The organism is Myroides sp. C6-3, from assembly GCF_050522425.1.
Taxonomy (GTDB): Bacteria; Bacteroidota; Bacteroidia; order Flavobacteriales; family Flavobacteriaceae; genus Flavobacterium.
The window spans coordinates 137,792-153,511 of record NZ_JBMVQP010000001.1; the positions used below are offsets into that span (position 1 = coordinate 137,792).

The following is a 15,720-nucleotide window of genomic DNA, read 5'->3' on the forward strand; positions in this document are numbered from 1 at the left end:
TCTTATTTATTTTTTTTAAACAACTTGTTTTTCACCCATTTCTCATAAACAAACATGAGCACCATAAAAATCACATAGCGAATCGCTACATTTTGCATGCAAAGTGGATCTCCTTTCAATGCACAGACAAAGTCTGTCGAAATGAACCAAGAAAATAAAACGTAAATAACCGTAAAAAGGCTAAATTTAATCAGTGTTTTTTTCATTATTCTTTATTTTGAGAATCAATACAAATCGTTACAGGACCGTCATTGAGTAGTGCTACTTTCATATCCGCTCCAAATTGTCCTGTTTGTACTTTTTTATTTAAATCACTAGATACTTGTGCAACAAATTGCTCGTACATCGGAATAGCGAAATCCGGTTTTGCTGCCCTAATATACGAAGGTCTATTGCCTTTTTTTGTTGAAGCATGCAGCGTAAATTGACTAACGATTAATACCTCTCCATCGATGTCTAATACAGATTTATTCATCACCCCTTGTTCGTCTTCAAAAATACGCAAATTCACCAATTTACCCGAAAGCCAATCAATATCTTGTTTCGTATCTACTTCTTCAATACCTACTAACACAAGTAACCCTTTTTCAATGCTTCCTGTGATTTTCCCTTCTACTGTAACAGAAGCTTCTGTTACGCGCTGTATAACTATTCTCAATGTTCTCTTTTTTTACTTATTTCACTTTCTCTACTACAATATGCATCTCCTCTATTCTTTGCTGCATGGTGAGATACAATTGACGAAGTTCAGGGTAATCTTCCTTGGCAATTACCGTTTTTTGCAAGCGCAAATTCATCCCCACTTGTATTCTATTTCCCTCCAATAGCTTTACTTCGTAAATCAGCTTCGCTCCTATTTTATCACTCGTAAACACCTCATCATTGGGATAGCTTTTCACTTTATACCCTTCTGGCAGTTGAACCACTATTTTATACATATCCATTGAAGGATATAGCAAGTTAATATCCGATTGTCTTGTACTATTGCTAAAAGGATTTTGCTTTTCTCCATACAACTCCATCGGATTAAAAGTCAGTTCATCACTTTGGGGATTTCGCGTTGCAAAGTTAAATTTTCGCACTTGATACGCTATTTCGATATCTCCATTCTTTAAGGGTTTAAGTTCACCTTGACTTAAAAAGAATTGATTCGAACGCGATTCAAAGTCACTGCGACTTCGACTGAGCATATGCTCACCGTATCTGGCTCTAAAGGCGGCTGCTTCGTACCGAGTTCGGGTACTTTTCATGCTTCCTTCAGCATTGCCATCTTCCTTTAGATCGACAACAAATTCTTCTTGCTTAAATGAGAATTGTTTAGGCGTTAGATCTACTTTACTCACCTCATTTTGTTCAGTTATCATCCACCCCTCCGCATTTAAATCTTCAAAAGGCAAAACGTTTAAAACGGGGTGATCCATTGTTCCGTCTACCACAAAAAACTGATTGTCAATTTGAACACCTACGATCACTTGATTCAAGAATCGAGTAAATAAAATTGGAGCTTTACCATTGGATTGCGTACTCAACACAATCGGTTCAGCGACAAGTCCAGCCGCACGCAAAGCACCAATAAGCGCTAAGTTTATATCACCACTGTTTCCAATTCCTTGGGCCATTGCCTTTTTTACCCCAAGTTCAGTCCAATACCCATATTGTTGGTTCCACTTGATCTTAGATTGAATAAACGAAACTAGTTGCGCTGCTTTTTCTTGCTGAGTTAACCCCTCTAAGTTCTGCTCTGCAATCACTTTGTTCCAATACTTCTCCTGTCGTAACTCTCCGCCAAAATTCCTGTCTTTGTTTAATTCTTTCGCCACTGTTTCAGGCTCATGTGGAACAACGACAGAAGGACTCATAGGATATTGAAATTGAATTAAATCAAAGCGAATCCCGCTCTTGATGTTGTTGACATGATCCATAAAAGGTTCATAAACAAAAGCAGGGATATCTTTAGCCTCAAACTGAAGAACAGCTTCTTTAAATCGATACGACGTTTCCCATTTGTTTTCCGTTAAATCGCGAGCAGTTTCGGTAACCCCTTTGGTTTCTTTTACTTTAATCCCTCCTGTTTGAGTGATCAAATAAGTCAAATTATCGGGAATTCTAACCGTATAAGTGCTTTTTAGTTTTGGGATATCTTCCTGAAAATACCACGTTGGAATAACATCGATATTCTTTATTTTTTTTACATAATTATATGCGATTCGATCTCCAATGCGAATGTCATTTACCTTGATTTCTTTGAGGTAAAAACCGTCGTCAATTAATCGATTACTCGCCGTATTAACCGCAATAACTTCTTCTTTTCCGTTTTCTATTCGATGAATTTCGTAGGATTCAACCTCAACAATTTCTCTCGTATAGCGATTAGAGTAAAAAGGAACCAGTAAACTCGCGTGACTAATCCCTTCTTTTGAATTAATTTGAATAAGTCGTTTGACTTGAAGTACAATTGAAAATCCATCTTCCTCAGAAAATTGATATTCAATCATTCCTTCTTCATTTAGCACAACGGCATCTGCTTTGTTCAATTGCAAAACCTCTTGAGATTCTTCCTTTTGTACATTACTTAACCATTGGCTTGGTGCATCTTGAGCATAAGTACTTAAGCTAAAAATTCCCAACACAACGAATACAATCTTGTTCATTTCTTATATGGCATTTTTATTATCCTATCCAAAAATACAAAACTCCTGCTGTATAGCTTGCTATTTTAGTGAGGATTTAAAAATGAAACAGGTAAACAAAAAGAGGTCGTCGTTATTTCCATTGATCAAACAACTCTTCCCTTTATAAGAAACAATCAAAAAAAAGAAAAATAATAAACAACAAAAAGCCTTTTAGACCAAAAATAACGCAATGAAATAAACACGTAATCAAGCGATCTCTACTCGTTTTTATTATTTCATTAACATTATTCAATTGCTTTTTATTCTAATTTCAATACAAGTTAGTACAAAGCTTAGGTTAACCAACTCAAACTAACGGGCGCTTCGCCAACAAAAACATATCCAAAAAACTGCATGAACAATAGGCAATTGATGGCTGACTATAGATTTGAGCATCGAATTGTTTATTTAGAACTTACACTGGACTAGTGGTTAAGATAGCGTTGCCGGCACTGATCAATCTATTCTACTTCGCGTGTAACATAGTTTTACTATGCTGTCTTAGGGTCCATAACAAAGGAAAAAATTATTTCACTGGTTATTTTACCTGGTTATTTTACTTTGTATTCCTCTTGTCATGGTCATTACTCATTTATTTTTTAATCTGCTACAAGGTTTCTTCACCTTGTACAAATCTTTACAACTATGAAAAAAAAATATAGCTTTTTCTTATGCCTGTTACTTTCATTGACAGGGTGTAATTCGGACCAATCGCCGACGAAGGATGAACAACAAAATGAACTACCTTCTGTTTATGAAAGCATTACACAAGCGTATCAACAAAAACGAGAGGCTCCATCGAAACAGACTACTGCTGGTTTTTGGGGATGGGTGAAAAAAATCGCTACCGCTGACGCCAAAGCTGCAGCTGCTTATGCAGTTAAACACGGAATGAAAAGCGATTGGAAAGAGGCTTTACTCGTAGGAGCTGCTGCTTCTGTAGAGGCTGCCTTATCGGGAAAATCAGCCAATATAACGAGTACAGAAGCTGGTTTACTCCCTTATCAAACTATGGTTTTACCTGACGTACAGCAAATTAAATCAGCTGCGTTTGAACCTAACTATATGGATGACTTGGGATTCACTCACTATATCTTGGTTAATGAAGTACTCCAAGACTCATCATTAGCACACCTCTCATCCAGTGACCGTCAAGGAGCCATATACGACAAAGTCTATGAGCAAGCACAACGATTGGGAATTGAAACCATATACGACAAACAGGAAGCAATAGCCTTGCTAAATCAAATTCAAAAAACAGCAGATAACACGAGTAATGTTTACGATGAACAATTATTTACCTTCGATACACCCGAAGAATATCAAGCCTTTAAAGCAATTGATCAATTGTACACTCGTACGTTTAACAAAATTAAAAGTCATGTTGTTTTTACAGCTTATTCCAAAGAAATGGAATCAGCTGTTCTTCAAGATTCCCATTTATCTCAACAAACAAAAGAGGTGTTATTATTAGAAATGGCCACCTATCGATTTGGTTATACCTATTATAGTGCAAGTAAATAGCAGTAGCCCAAATACAAAAAAGCTGGTTCCGTAAAGAACCAGCTTTCCTTTATAATCAAAAGATTCAATCTTATTCTTCTTGGTTTTTACCATCTTTATAGATATCTGTACGATAGTGTTCTTCTTCTCCATCGAGAATTTGAATATAAGTCTTATAACGCGACCAAGCTAATTCGTCATGATCCAAAGCTTCTTTTACAGCACAATGCGGTTCTTCTCTATGCAAACAGTTGTTGAATTTACACTGTTCCTTTAGCGCAAAGAATTCTGGAAAATAATCCCCTACTTCTTGTGGTTCCATATCGACAACGCCGAATCCTCTAATACCCGGAGTATCAATAATAGCGGCATCAAAGGACAGATCAAACATTTCAGCAAACGTAGTAGTATGTTGTCCTTGTTGATGTTGTTCAGAGATCTGAGCCGTTTTTAAATTCAATCCAGGTTCTATAGCATTGATCAACGTTGATTTTCCAACACCACTGTGTCCTGAGAACATCGAAACTTTTCCGATCATTCGCTCTTTAATGGCTTCTAATCCTTTAGACTCTAAAGCAGAAACGCGTAAACACTCATAGCCAATTTGCGAATAGATATACTGTAAATACAGCTGTTCGTCTAAAGCTTCTTCTGAATAGGTATCAATTTTATTAAAAACCAGTACTGTTTTAATGCCGTAAGCTTCTGCTGTTACCAAAAAGCGATCGATAAAGCTTGTTGTTGTTACCGGATTATCAATGGTAACAATTAAAAACATAGTATCGATATTCGATGCAATGATATGTACTTGTTTGGATAAGTTTACCGATTTACGCACAATATAATTCATGCGTGGCGCAATATCGTTAATCACTCCTGTTACGACGTCATTGGTGGTTTCTAAGTCAAAAGACACGTGATCTCCTACTGCAATAGGATTTGTACTTTTAATCCCCTTTAAGCGAAACTTTCCTTTGATACGGCAATTGTAAAATTGCCCATCTTCTCCTTTGACGGCATACCAGCTTCCTGTTGATTTATAAACTGTTCCTTTCATGGGGCAAATATATTTTAAAAATCCTTGCAAAAAAAAGGGACGAAGGAGAAAAACACCTTGTCTGCTTTTGCCTTAGGCTCCTCTCTTACTCTTCTTTTCTATTAATAACTTGATCTTGGCGATAAATACTTTCTTGATGAATAGCCGTGTAAATCGTGCGAATAAATTCATCCGTAAATCCGAGATGTTCCCCTTCTTTCATCATTTTCTCCACAATACTATTCCATCGTTCTTGTTGGAAAACCGCTACATTTCGCTCGCGTTTTAACGAACCAATCTCATCTGAAATCATCATTCTCATCTTCAAAAGATCTAAAATCTTACTATCCATATCATCAATCTGAATGCGATAGGTTTGTAGCTTCTGCATATATTCTTCTGTATCGTCCGTAGTATTACGCAACTTCAGAGAATGAATAATCGCCTTTAACTGTTCCGGTGTCACTTGTTGAGCGGCATCACTCCACGCTTTATCTGGATTGCAATGGGTTTCTATCATTAATCCATCAAAATTCAAGTCCAAAGCTAACTGTGAGACCGCTTGAATTCGATCGCGACGTCCCGTAATATGAGAAGGGTCACAAAAAATAGGAATCGTAGGCAATTGTGATTTGATATCTAATGGAATCTGCCATTCGGGAATATTTCGATATTTCGTTTTTTCATAGGTACTAAATCCGCGGTGAATCAATCCTAATTTGCTGATATTAGCTTTTTCCAATCGCTCGAGTCCGCCCATCCAAAGGGATAAATCAGGATTGATAGGATTCTTAAGCATCACAATTTTATCCGTTCCCTTTAGCGCATCTGCAATTTCTTGTACGGAAAAAGGATTCACTGCAGTACGCGCACCAATCCACAAAATATCAACGTCATTCGTTAGACACAACTCTACATGTTCGGCAGTAGCCACTTCTGTTGCTAAAAGTAAACCCGTTTCTTGTTTAACTTGTTTCATCCAATCCAAGCCTATTGCACCAACCCCTTCAAATCCACCGGGTTTTGTTCTCGGCTTCCAAATACCAGCGCGAAAGACTTTTACTTCTTGAGGCAAAGCACGTGCAATTTGCAACAATTGTTCGGGTGTTTCAGCACTACAAGGACCTGCTATTAGAGCAGGTGCTTGCCCCTGAAAAGTAGCTAACCAATCTTTACTCATCGTTTACAATTTCATTTGATACAAATTTACGAGTTATATTCTATAAAACAGGAAAATTACAAGGGCATAAAACTTGAAAATCTAGATAAACCACTTTTTGTACGTTGTTTTTTATAATAATTAATACTTTTACTTTTCATCAAAAATTCAACCTACATGTCAGTACTAACTTTTATCTTAATTATGTTTCTGGGTGCTTTTGCGGCTGGTTTTATCGGCTCTTTATCAGGACTCGGAGGCGGAATTATTATAATCCCCTTACTTTCCGTATTTCTAGGCGTTGACATGCATTATGCTATTGGAACTGCATTAGTTGCTGTTATTGCAACTTCCTCTGGTTCCGCATCTGCCTATGTACGAGAAGGAATCACCAATATGCGGTTGGGTATGTTTCTCGAAATTGCCACAACCATTGGAGCTGTAATCGGAGCTTTGCTCTCAACCAATGCGCCTACTTCTTTACTTGCCATCATATTTGGTGCAACCCTTATCTTCTCTTCCTTGAATTCCATTCGTAAAAAAGAAGATCACCTCATCCTCCCAGAACAAGGGAGCTCTTTGGCTAAAAAGCTTAAATTGGCCGGAAGCTATCCCGCAGCTAACGGCGAAAAGGTTCACTATAGCATGACTAATATTCTCGGTGGTTTTAGTATGATGGGTGTCGCAGGTATGATGTCGGGGTTATTAGGTATTGGATCCGGCGCTTTTAAAGTAATTGCCATGGATACCATTATGAAAGTTCCTTTTAAAGTATCAACTACAACCAGTAATTTTATGATGGGAGTAACAGCCATTGCCAGTTCCGTCATTTACATTCAAAAGGGCTATATTGAACCCTCTATCTGTATGCCTGTTATTATCGGAGTACTTCTAGGCTCAATGGTAGGAGCAAAAGTATTAATGAAAGCCAATACTAAAAAACTAAAAATGTTCTTTGCTGTTCTGATCTTCATCATTGCCTTGAACATGATTTACAACGGAATTACAGGAAAAATTTAAAAAAGAGAAAACATGAGCACATCTAAATTTACAGATAATCAGTTGCAAAACATCATCGGAAATGTGTTGCGTTATGGGGTATTAAGTGCCTTAACTGTAACCCTACTTGGAGGTATTATTCTGCTGTCTAAAGATTCCCAGCAACTTGTTTCATTTTCTACTTTTACGGAAAAAGACCAAAACCTATTTGTTGTGTTTAACACGATACTACAAGGCGTAAAAGAATGGAATGGAGAGTCGATTATCTTCTTGGGAATATTACTTTTATTTCTAACACCAGCACTGCGGTTAGTGCTATCGCTATTTTCCTTTATGCTTGAGAAAGACAAGATGTACGTGGTAATCACGCTAATTGTTATTGCCGTGATCATTCTGAGTGTGTCTTTCGGTTTTTCGCATTAATTTACCTACATTTGTTTTTACTAACCACTCATTATCTATGTCTATTAAAGTAGAAAACATAAGTAAATATTACGGTGAACAACAAGCATTGAACGCCATTAATTTCACGGTTCCCAAAGGGCAAATTGTCGGTTTTCTTGGTCCGAATGGAGCGGGGAAATCTACCTTAATGAAAATCTTAACGACCTTTATTCACAGTGATGAAGGAACCGCTTATGTCAATGAATACAACGTAGCTACACAGGCAAAAAAAGTACAACAATCAATTGGTTACCTGCCTGAACACAATCCCTTGTATTTGGATATGTATGTGAGAGAATATTTACAATTCAACGCTTCGATTTACAAGGTAAAAAAAGAACGCATTGAAGAAGTAATTACTCAAACAGGATTAACACCTGAATCCCATAAAAAAATTGGACAACTTTCTAAAGGATATCGCCAACGCGTGGGGATTGCAACAGCCTTACTACACGATCCGGAAGTTCTTATCTTAGATGAACCTACAACAGGATTGGATCCCAATCAATTAGTTGAAATTCGAGAACTAATTAAAACGGTAGGGAAAGACAAAACAGTTTTTCTCTCTACCCATATTATGCAAGAAGTAGAAGCGATTTGTGAACGTGTGATCATCATCAAAAAAGGACATATTGTTGCGGATCAATTTTTACATGAATTGTTGGACAACCAAGAGGAACAAATTATCGCTGTTGAATTTGATTTTAAAATTGAGATTGAGTTTGTCAATCGCATCCCTCATTTAATCAAAGCCAATCACATTCACGATACACAATGGGAACTTGTTTTTCCAACTGATCAGGATTATCGCGCTACGGTCTATGACTTTGCACAACAACAAGGGTTGAAAACCCTTTCTCTTCAACCAAAGAACAAGAATTTAGAAAAGCTGTTTCAGGAATTTACGGCAACAGCTAACGAAGAATAAAAACAAAAAAGAGCCTTGGGCTCTTTTTTGTTTTTATTGTTTTTTAAATAATCCGTTGATTTCCGCATCAATTTTATCGATAATCAATCCTAAATCTTCTGGTTTATCAACAAAATCTAAACTGTCTACATCAATGACTAATAATTTTCCTTTATCATAGCCTTTAATCCAGTTTTCATAGCGTTCGTTTAGTCCACTCAAGTATTCAATCGAAATTGAATTTTCATATTCGCGTCCTCTTTTGTGAATTTGCCCCACTAAATTAGGAACCGTACTTCTCAAATAAATCAACAAATCTGGTGCTGCAACCAAATCTTGCATTAAATCAAAAAGAGTTGCATAATTTTTAAAATCGCGGTTAGACATCAAGCCCATCGCATGCAAGTTCGGCGCAAAAATATGAGCATCCTCATAGATTGTGCGATCCTGTATAATTGTTTTTCCACTCTGTCTGATTTGAAGTACCTGGCGAAAACGACTATTCAAAAAATAAACTTGTAAGTTAAATGACCAGCGATCCATTTGATGGTAGAAGTCATCCAAATATGGATTGTCAACCACATCTTCATAATGCGCCTCCCATCCATAATGTTTTGCTAATAAGTTTGTCAGTGTTGTTTTTCCCGCTCCAATATTTCCGGCAATTGCTATGTGCATCACGGTAATTTTATTTGATAATTATTTACTTTCTGTTCCGCAAAAATACTCAATTTTTGAGTGTTATAAAAGAAGCTCAAAATGCTTTTTACATCCACTGTAATTTCAAAAATCTTATTCTTCTCCATATCAACATAATATAGCTTATTTAGATACAAATAAAATACCTGTTTATTATTTAGGATTTGAATCTGCTCATAATCGGAAGGCAAGGTATAGTTTAGAACTTCATTACCGTATATATCAATACCTTTAATTTGATTAGTTGAAGTAACGCGATAGAGGTAATTCAACGTCGATTGATACGTTTTGATTTGTTCCTCTTTGATTGTATAGATATTGCGCACTTCTAAAGTACTTAGATTATAGCGCAATACACTTTGATTCGCTTGGTTGACAATCCACAGATTTTTCTGTGTGCTTGTACCGATATAAGCGGGATCCATGGCAGAAAATCGCCCCGTTAGTTCAATGGTATTTAGCAAGGCCAATTCCTTACTAAGTAATACAATGGTATTAAAATCTTTATAAAACAGAACGGGAAACAGTGAATTGGTAAGATCAATCATTTGAAGCGATCCTAATTTCGGCAGGCTAAAATTTTCTACTGTGTATTTACTTCGCTTGCGCAATGTATTTTCTTCTTTAGTAAAAGTATTATCAAAAATATCTTTACTTAAGAAGATCTCTTTTTCTTTGAGCGATTCGCTATTTAAAAATTGCGCTTGAATCGATTCTTGTGCAAAAGCCGCACCACTTGCCCACAGCAAGAGAAAAGCGAACATCTTTTTCATACTTACTTTCGAGTATAGGTTTGAAAAGTAAAAGCATAGGCGTGTTTCTCATCTGTTGGATGATAACTCTCTTTCACCAATTGCCAATCGGAGGTTGAGAATTCAGGAAAAAAAGCATCCCCAGCGAAAGAGGCATGCACTTGAGTTAATTCTAATTGATCTGCAATCGGCATTGCAAGGTTATAAATTTCTCCTCCTCCAATAACGTAGACCGCTTTCTCGTTCTTTGTTAGCGCTAAAGCTTCTTCTAGGCTATGTACAACGATACAATTTTCAGGTACCACATAGTCCTTTTGTCTCGTTATAATAACGTGAGTTCTATTAGGCAAAGGCTTTGGAAAAGACTCAAACGTCTTGCGTCCCATAATGATATAATGATGAGAGGTCAAGGTTTTGAAGTGCTTAAAATCATCTGGTAAATGCCAAATGATAGCATTGTCTTTTCCTAATACATTATTTTCTGCAATTGCAGCAATTAGAATAACCATTGTACTATTGTTTTGAATCTTCTTGATTTAAGTCTCTTTTTACATCTACCAAAGGAAAGTCTTTTTCTACTTTGGCGCGCAATTGTTTTATCTTCTCTTGTTGGAGTGCAACGAGTCGCTCTATTTCGCGTTCTTGCCAAGCTGCTCCCATAAATCGATTAACGACTAATACATTTACAGCGTGAATAAACACGAGTAGCGCCCAAGCTCCAACCACATAAGTCCACCAAACTCCAACAACTAGAGGATCTTTAACCCACATATTAACTGCGTATAAAACCAGTGATGCCAACAGAAAAACAACGAAGTGAAATAATAACATTTTACGTTGTTTAATTCTATTTTTCGCATACTCATACTGTCTAATTGCTTCCGTTTTTTCCATAGCATATTTTTGAATTAGAAATTATACAGATACTTGACCTTTAATGGCAGGATGAGATACGTAATCTTCTAACGTAAAATCCTCATAGGTAAAGCTAAAAATATCTTTCACTTTTGGATTGATTTTCATTTTGGGTAAAGCATAAGGTGTTCTACTCAATTGTAAGTTGACTTGTTCGATGTGGTTGTTGTAAATGTGTACATCGCCAAACGTATGAATAAAATCTCCTACTTCTAGCTCGCAAACTTGAGCGACCATCATCGTCAATAAAGCGTAAGAAGCAATATTAAAAGGCACACCTAAAAAGACATCTGCACTGCGTTGATATAATTGACAAGACAGTTTTCCTTCAGCCACATAAAACTGAAAGAATGAATGACACGGAGGTAATGCTGCTTTATTATTGGCTACGTTTTCTGCAAAAGACACACTCGTATCAGGTAAAACGCTTGGATTCCATGCAGAAACCATAATACGTCTGCTATTGGGATTGGTTTTCAAGGTATCGATTACCTCTTTTATTTGATCAATTCCCTCTCCGTTCCAATTGCGCCATTGATAACCATAAACAGGTCCAAGATCGCCATTTTCATCTGCCCATTCATCCCAAATTCTAACCCCGTGTTCTTTTAAGTACGCAATATTAGTTTCTCCTTTCAAGAACCATAAGAGTTCGTGGATAATTGACTTTAGATGTACTTTTTTTGTTGTTACCATAGGAAAACCCTCTGCTAAGTCAAAGCGCATTTGATGACCAAAAATACTTTTTGTACCCGTTCCCGTACGGTCTCCTTTTTGTACCCCTTTATCTAAAACTTCTTGTACTAAATTTAAATATTGTTTCATTCTTTCCTCCTTAATTAACTATGATCGCTTACTAATTTCGTCTCTAATTCGCGCTGCTGTCTCGTAATCTTCATTGCCAATCGCTTCATTGAGCAAACGTTGCAAATCTTGTAATCCGTACTTGCTGTATCCTTTTCCTTCAATATCGAGTTCAAGGAATTGTTCTACTTGACTCGCGATATCATCATCAGCAGGTTCTTCTTCTACTTCAGGTGTTCCGCTTAAAATAATACCCGCTTTATTCATAATATCAGGATAGGTATATATCGGTGCGAAAAAGCGTATTGCCAAGGCAATTGCGTCAGAAGTACGGGCGTCCATCGTTTCTTCAATTCCGTTTTTCTCCCAAACTAAGCTAGAAAAGAACACGCCATCCACTAATTTGTGTACAATTACGTGTTTCAATTGAATATCAAATGTATCAGCAAAACTCTTAAATAAATCGTGTGTCAAAGGTCTTGGAGGTCTAATTTCCTCTTCAATTGCAATAGCAATAGCTTGTGCTTCAAAAGCTCCAATAACAATGGGCAATTTTCTATCTCCGTGCTCCTCATCTAAGATCAAAGCATAAGCTCCATTTTGAGAATGGCTATATGAAATTCCTTTAACTGTTAGCTTAATCAAACTCATAATTTTCTTTATAAAAACAAAAAAACAGTAACTAAATCAAAGATAAACAATCTTTAGATTTTAGTTACTGTCTTGGTAAAATTATCTAAATCAAAAAATGCGGCTTAGGCGTTTTTCGCTTTGAAGTCTTTTAATTTTTCAACTAACTGAGGTAATACTTGGAAAGCATCTCCTACGATTCCGTAATCTGCAACTTTGAAAAAAGGTGCTTCAGGATCCGTATTGATAACCACTTTTACTTTAGAAGAGTTCACTCCAGCAATATGTTGAATTGCTCCTGAGATACCTACAGCGATATAAAGATTAGCTGCTACTGGTTTTCCAGTTTGTCCCACGTGCTCTTCGTGTGATCTCCATCCCACATCAGAAACAGGTTTAGAACAAGCTAAAGCAGCGCCTAAAACCTCTGCTAAATCCTCTAACATTCCCCAGTTTTCTGGTCCTTTCATACCACGTCCACCAGAAACTACGATATCCGCATCAGCGATTGTTACTTTACCAGATACTTTTTCTACTCCTTCAACTTTTAAGCTGAAGTCAGCATCGTTTAAGCTTGGTGCAAAATCTTCCACAGCTGCTGCTCCTGAAGCTTCTACTAATCCAAAAGAGTTTTTCCCCAAAGCAAGCACTTTCACATCAGAAGTGATTTCTGTAAAATTAAAGGCTTTGTTTGAGAAACCTGTTCTTTTTACAACAAATGGACTTGTACTTTCAGGTAGAGCGATTACGTTTGAAGCAAAACCAGCGTTCAATCCGATAGCTACAGCAGGCGCTGCATATAAACTATCTGTTGAAGAGGATAATACTACTACTTTTGCTCCTTCTTTTTGAGCAGCTTGTTTGATCACATCCGCATACGCTTTAGCGTTGAATGTAGCTAATTTATCACTTGATACTTTTAGTACTTTATCAACTCCGTATTTTCCTAATTCGCTAACATCAGAAGCGTTAACCGTTACAGCTGTAACTGTTGTTCCTAATGATTCTGCTACTTTCTTTGCATAAGAAGCTAGTTCTAATGCTACTTTTTTAAATTTTCCTTCTGCTGATTCAGCATATATTAAAACTGACATACTTTTTCTTTTTAAGGTTAAAAACTACTAGATTAGATAACTTTTGCTTCGTTGTGTAATAAGTTGATTAACTCATCTAAGTTATCTGGAGCGATCATTTTACAAGCTGATTTTGCAGCTGGTTTTTCGAACTTTACTGCTTTCGTTGCAGCATCTGCTCCTACTGGCTCAAGAACTGTTAATGCTTTTGTTCTAGCAGCCATGATTCCGCGCATATTTGGAATACGTAAATCTTTCTCGTCTACCAAACCTTTTTGCCCACCAATAACGATTGGCAATTTTCCTGATATTGTTTCTTTACCACCATCAATTTGACGAATTGCTTTAACTGTTGTTCCGTCAACTTCCATTCCTTCGCAAGAATTAATGAAGTCATAACCCAAGATAGCAGCTAACATTCCTGGAACCATTCCACCATTGTAGTCTAATGATTCTTTTCCTGCTAATACTAAATCATATCCACCGTTTTTCACTACTTCTGCCAATTGCTTTGCAACAAATAAACCATCAGTAGGTACTGCGTTTACACGGATTGCTTCATCAGCTCCAATCGCTAATGCTTTTCTCAATGTAGGCTCTGTGTCAGCTCCTCCAACATTAACTACGGTTACCGTAGCTCCTTGTTTTTCTTTAAACCAAATGGCGCGTGTTAATGCATACTCATCGTTAGCATTGATCACAAATTGTACCCCATTTGTATCAAATTCAGCATCACCATTTGTGAAATTGATTTTTGATGTAGTATCAGGCACGTGGCTGATGCAAACTAATATCTTCATTATTATTATAGTTTTTGTGTTTTACAATATTACTTGTGAACGAAAATAAGAATTAATTTTCAATATTTTACTATGCAAGCATATAAAATTGTTTTGAATTAACCAAATATAATTTACTAAATCACCTAATAATTCAATATCTTTTACCCGATTTCGTTTTTCAAATAACCATTCTATGAAAGTAAAGACAAAAAATTAAAAAGTTTGTAATTTAATTGAAACTAGATAAAAGTAAGACACATCATCTAAACATGAATAAAAATTAAACTATCTTTTTTTTTCTAACGCTAACCTTATTAATTCTGAAAGCAAATCAGATACTGATAAACCAGAATATTCAAAGAGTTTAGGATACATGCTATAAGGAGTAAACCCTGGTAGTGTATTAATCTCATTAACAACAAAATCTCCATCTGCTTTTAAAAAAAAATCAATGCGAGCAAACCCCTCACAACAAACAACCTGATAAGCTTTTAGAGCACACAATCTAATTTTTTCAGAAATTTCAACAAGAACATCAGCAGGGATTTTCATTGTAGCCTTAGATGTATTACAGTATTTTACATCGTAAGAGTAAAAATCAGTACTTGTAACTATTTCGCCAAGAGAAGAAGAAATAGGTTTCTCGTTTCCTAAAATACTACATTCTATTTCTTTTCCTTCAATTGCCTCCTCAATCAAAATCTTAGTATCGAATCGAAAAGCGAGATCTAATGCTACTGTAAAATCTCTACTATTATAAACTTTAGATACTCCAAAAGAAGATCCAGCATTACAAGGTTTCACAAAAAAGGGACAACCAAGTTCCTTTACAATTTGATTAAAGGTTATTATTTCTTTATTTACTTGATATAAAGTGATAAACCGAGTAATAGGAATCCCATTATCTTTTAAAATGCGTTTCGTTATTTCTTTATCCATACAAATTGAAGATCCTAAAACACTAGAACCTACGCAAGCAATACCGAGAAATCTAAAAAAACCTTGTAAAGTTCCATCTTCACCAAAACCACCATGTATAATAGGAAAAACAACAGTAAAAATAGCTAATACTTCATGAGTTTGGCTATCGACAATTAATCCATTCCCCTGATCCTCTTGTATATGTACTTTTCGTGCCTGACTAAAGTAGTCATCTACTGTCAAATCTACCTGTTCTTTTGCATAATCACAATCATAATACCATTGTCCTTTTTTATTATTTCCCAAAAGAAGAACTTCAAATTGAAATTTATTAATTGCATTATAAATAGTAGTAGCCGAGATTAAGGACACTTCATATTCTGGAGATCTACCTCCAAATACTATAGCAACTTTTTGTTTCATC

At 36.2% G+C, this 15,720-nt stretch carries 18 protein-coding genes; 4 read left to right on the top strand and 14 right to left on the bottom strand.

Features of this window, described 5'->3' with window-relative positions:
• Window positions 1-2 precede the first annotated feature (2 nt).
• The 3 genes from ACPDG9_RS00665 to ACPDG9_RS00675 are packed head-to-tail and all read right to left on the bottom strand — an operon-like array spanning window position 3 to window position 2,651.
• Window positions 3-206, bottom strand: coding sequence for a hypothetical protein (locus ACPDG9_RS00665; protein ID WP_430525939.1), 204 nt, complete (start codon window positions 204-206; stop codon window positions 3-5).
• Window positions 206-658, bottom strand: coding sequence for a D-aminoacyl-tRNA deacylase (gene dtd, locus ACPDG9_RS00670; protein ID WP_430525940.1), 453 nt, complete (start codon window positions 656-658; stop codon window positions 206-208). The genes ACPDG9_RS00665 and dtd overlap by 1 nt, the downstream gene beginning before the upstream one ends.
• Window positions 659-674: 16 nt before the next feature.
• A complete protein-coding gene (locus tag ACPDG9_RS00675; protein WP_430525941.1) occupies window positions 675-2,651 on the bottom strand; it encodes a DUF3857 domain-containing protein in 1,977 nt (658 codons plus the stop codon).
• A 666-nt stretch (window positions 2,652-3,317) separates the two neighbouring features.
• Here ACPDG9_RS00675 and ACPDG9_RS00680 point away from each other — a divergent pair.
• Window positions 3,318-4,196: a hypothetical protein gene (locus tag ACPDG9_RS00680; RefSeq protein WP_430525942.1), complete on the top strand. Its 879-nt coding sequence runs from the start codon at window positions 3,318-3,320 to the stop codon at window positions 4,194-4,196.
• A gap of 70 nt (window positions 4,197-4,266) precedes the next feature.
• Here ACPDG9_RS00680 and rsgA read toward each other — a convergent pair whose 3' ends face one another.
• Both rsgA and ACPDG9_RS00690 read right to left on the bottom strand, forming a co-directional pair.
• A complete protein-coding gene (gene rsgA / locus ACPDG9_RS00685; RefSeq protein ID WP_430525943.1) occupies window positions 4,267-5,232 on the bottom strand; it encodes a ribosome small subunit-dependent GTPase A in 966 nt (321 codons plus the stop codon).
• A gap of 85 nt (window positions 5,233-5,317) precedes the next feature.
• Window positions 5,318-6,391: a chorismate mutase gene (locus tag ACPDG9_RS00690; protein WP_430525944.1), complete on the bottom strand. Its 1,074-nt coding sequence runs from the start codon at window positions 6,389-6,391 to the stop codon at window positions 5,318-5,320.
• A 156-nt stretch (window positions 6,392-6,547) separates the two neighbouring features.
• Here ACPDG9_RS00690 and ACPDG9_RS00695 point away from each other — a divergent pair, with 156 nt between their 5' ends.
• Genes ACPDG9_RS00695 through gldA form a run of 3 tightly spaced genes read left to right on the top strand, consistent with a single transcriptional unit; the run spans window position 6,548 to window position 8,741 of the window.
• Window positions 6,548-7,390, top strand: coding sequence for a sulfite exporter TauE/SafE family protein (locus ACPDG9_RS00695; protein ID WP_430525945.1), 843 nt, complete (start codon window positions 6,548-6,550; stop codon window positions 7,388-7,390).
• A 12-nt stretch (window positions 7,391-7,402) separates the two neighbouring features.
• Entirely contained in the window at window positions 7,403-7,792 is a 390-nt protein-coding gene (locus tag ACPDG9_RS00700; protein WP_430525946.1) for a DUF1634 domain-containing protein, read from the top strand.
• Between the two features lie 37 nt (window positions 7,793-7,829).
• Window positions 7,830-8,741, top strand: a complete 912-nt coding sequence (gene gldA, locus ACPDG9_RS00705; RefSeq protein WP_430525947.1) for a gliding motility-associated ABC transporter ATP-binding subunit GldA — start codon at window positions 7,830-7,832, stop codon at window positions 8,739-8,741.
• A 33-nt stretch (window positions 8,742-8,774) separates the two neighbouring features.
• Here gldA and ACPDG9_RS00710 read toward each other — a convergent pair whose 3' ends face one another.
• The 9 genes from ACPDG9_RS00710 to ACPDG9_RS00750 all read right to left on the bottom strand — a co-directional run bounded on the left by ACPDG9_RS00710 (window position 8,775) and on the right by ACPDG9_RS00750 (window position 15,719).
• On the bottom strand, window positions 8,775-9,398 hold the full coding sequence (locus tag ACPDG9_RS00710) for a deoxynucleoside kinase (protein WP_430525999.1): 624 nt from the start codon (window positions 9,396-9,398) through the stop codon (window positions 8,775-8,777).
• Window positions 9,398-10,192, bottom strand: a complete 795-nt coding sequence (locus ACPDG9_RS00715) for a hypothetical protein (RefSeq protein ID WP_430525948.1) — start codon at window positions 10,190-10,192, stop codon at window positions 9,398-9,400. The genes ACPDG9_RS00710 and ACPDG9_RS00715 overlap by 1 nt, the downstream gene beginning before the upstream one ends.
• 2 nt (window positions 10,193-10,194) lie before the next feature.
• Window positions 10,195-10,680 (bottom strand): dihydrofolate reductase, encoded by a 486-nt coding sequence (locus tag ACPDG9_RS00720; RefSeq protein WP_430525949.1) that lies wholly within the window; start codon window positions 10,678-10,680, stop codon window positions 10,195-10,197.
• A gap of 4 nt (window positions 10,681-10,684) precedes the next feature.
• Window positions 10,685-11,065: a 2TM domain-containing protein gene (locus ACPDG9_RS00725; RefSeq protein WP_430525950.1), complete on the bottom strand. Its 381-nt coding sequence runs from the start codon at window positions 11,063-11,065 to the stop codon at window positions 10,685-10,687.
• A 21-nt stretch (window positions 11,066-11,086) separates the two neighbouring features.
• The gene (locus tag ACPDG9_RS00730; RefSeq protein WP_430525951.1) at window positions 11,087-11,911 is read right to left on the bottom strand and encodes a thymidylate synthase; all 825 of its coding nucleotides are present in this window, start codon (window positions 11,909-11,911) and stop codon (window positions 11,087-11,089) included.
• Between the two features lie 18 nt (window positions 11,912-11,929).
• A complete protein-coding gene (locus ACPDG9_RS00735; protein ID WP_430525952.1) occupies window positions 11,930-12,541 on the bottom strand; it encodes a bifunctional nuclease domain-containing protein in 612 nt (203 codons plus the stop codon).
• Window positions 12,542-12,645: 104 nt separating this feature from the next.
• On the bottom strand, window positions 12,646-13,614 hold the full coding sequence (locus tag ACPDG9_RS00740; protein ID WP_430525953.1) for an electron transfer flavoprotein subunit alpha/FixB family protein: 969 nt from the start codon (window positions 13,612-13,614) through the stop codon (window positions 12,646-12,648).
• A 32-nt stretch (window positions 13,615-13,646) separates the two neighbouring features.
• The gene (locus ACPDG9_RS00745) at window positions 13,647-14,393 is read right to left on the bottom strand and encodes an electron transfer flavoprotein subunit beta/FixA family protein (RefSeq protein WP_430525954.1); all 747 of its coding nucleotides are present in this window, start codon (window positions 14,391-14,393) and stop codon (window positions 13,647-13,649) included.
• A gap of 267 nt (window positions 14,394-14,660) precedes the next feature.
• Window positions 14,661-15,719, bottom strand: coding sequence for a D-alanine--D-alanine ligase family protein (locus ACPDG9_RS00750; protein WP_430525955.1), 1,059 nt, complete (start codon window positions 15,717-15,719; stop codon window positions 14,661-14,663).
• Window position 15,720 lies beyond the last annotated feature (1 nt).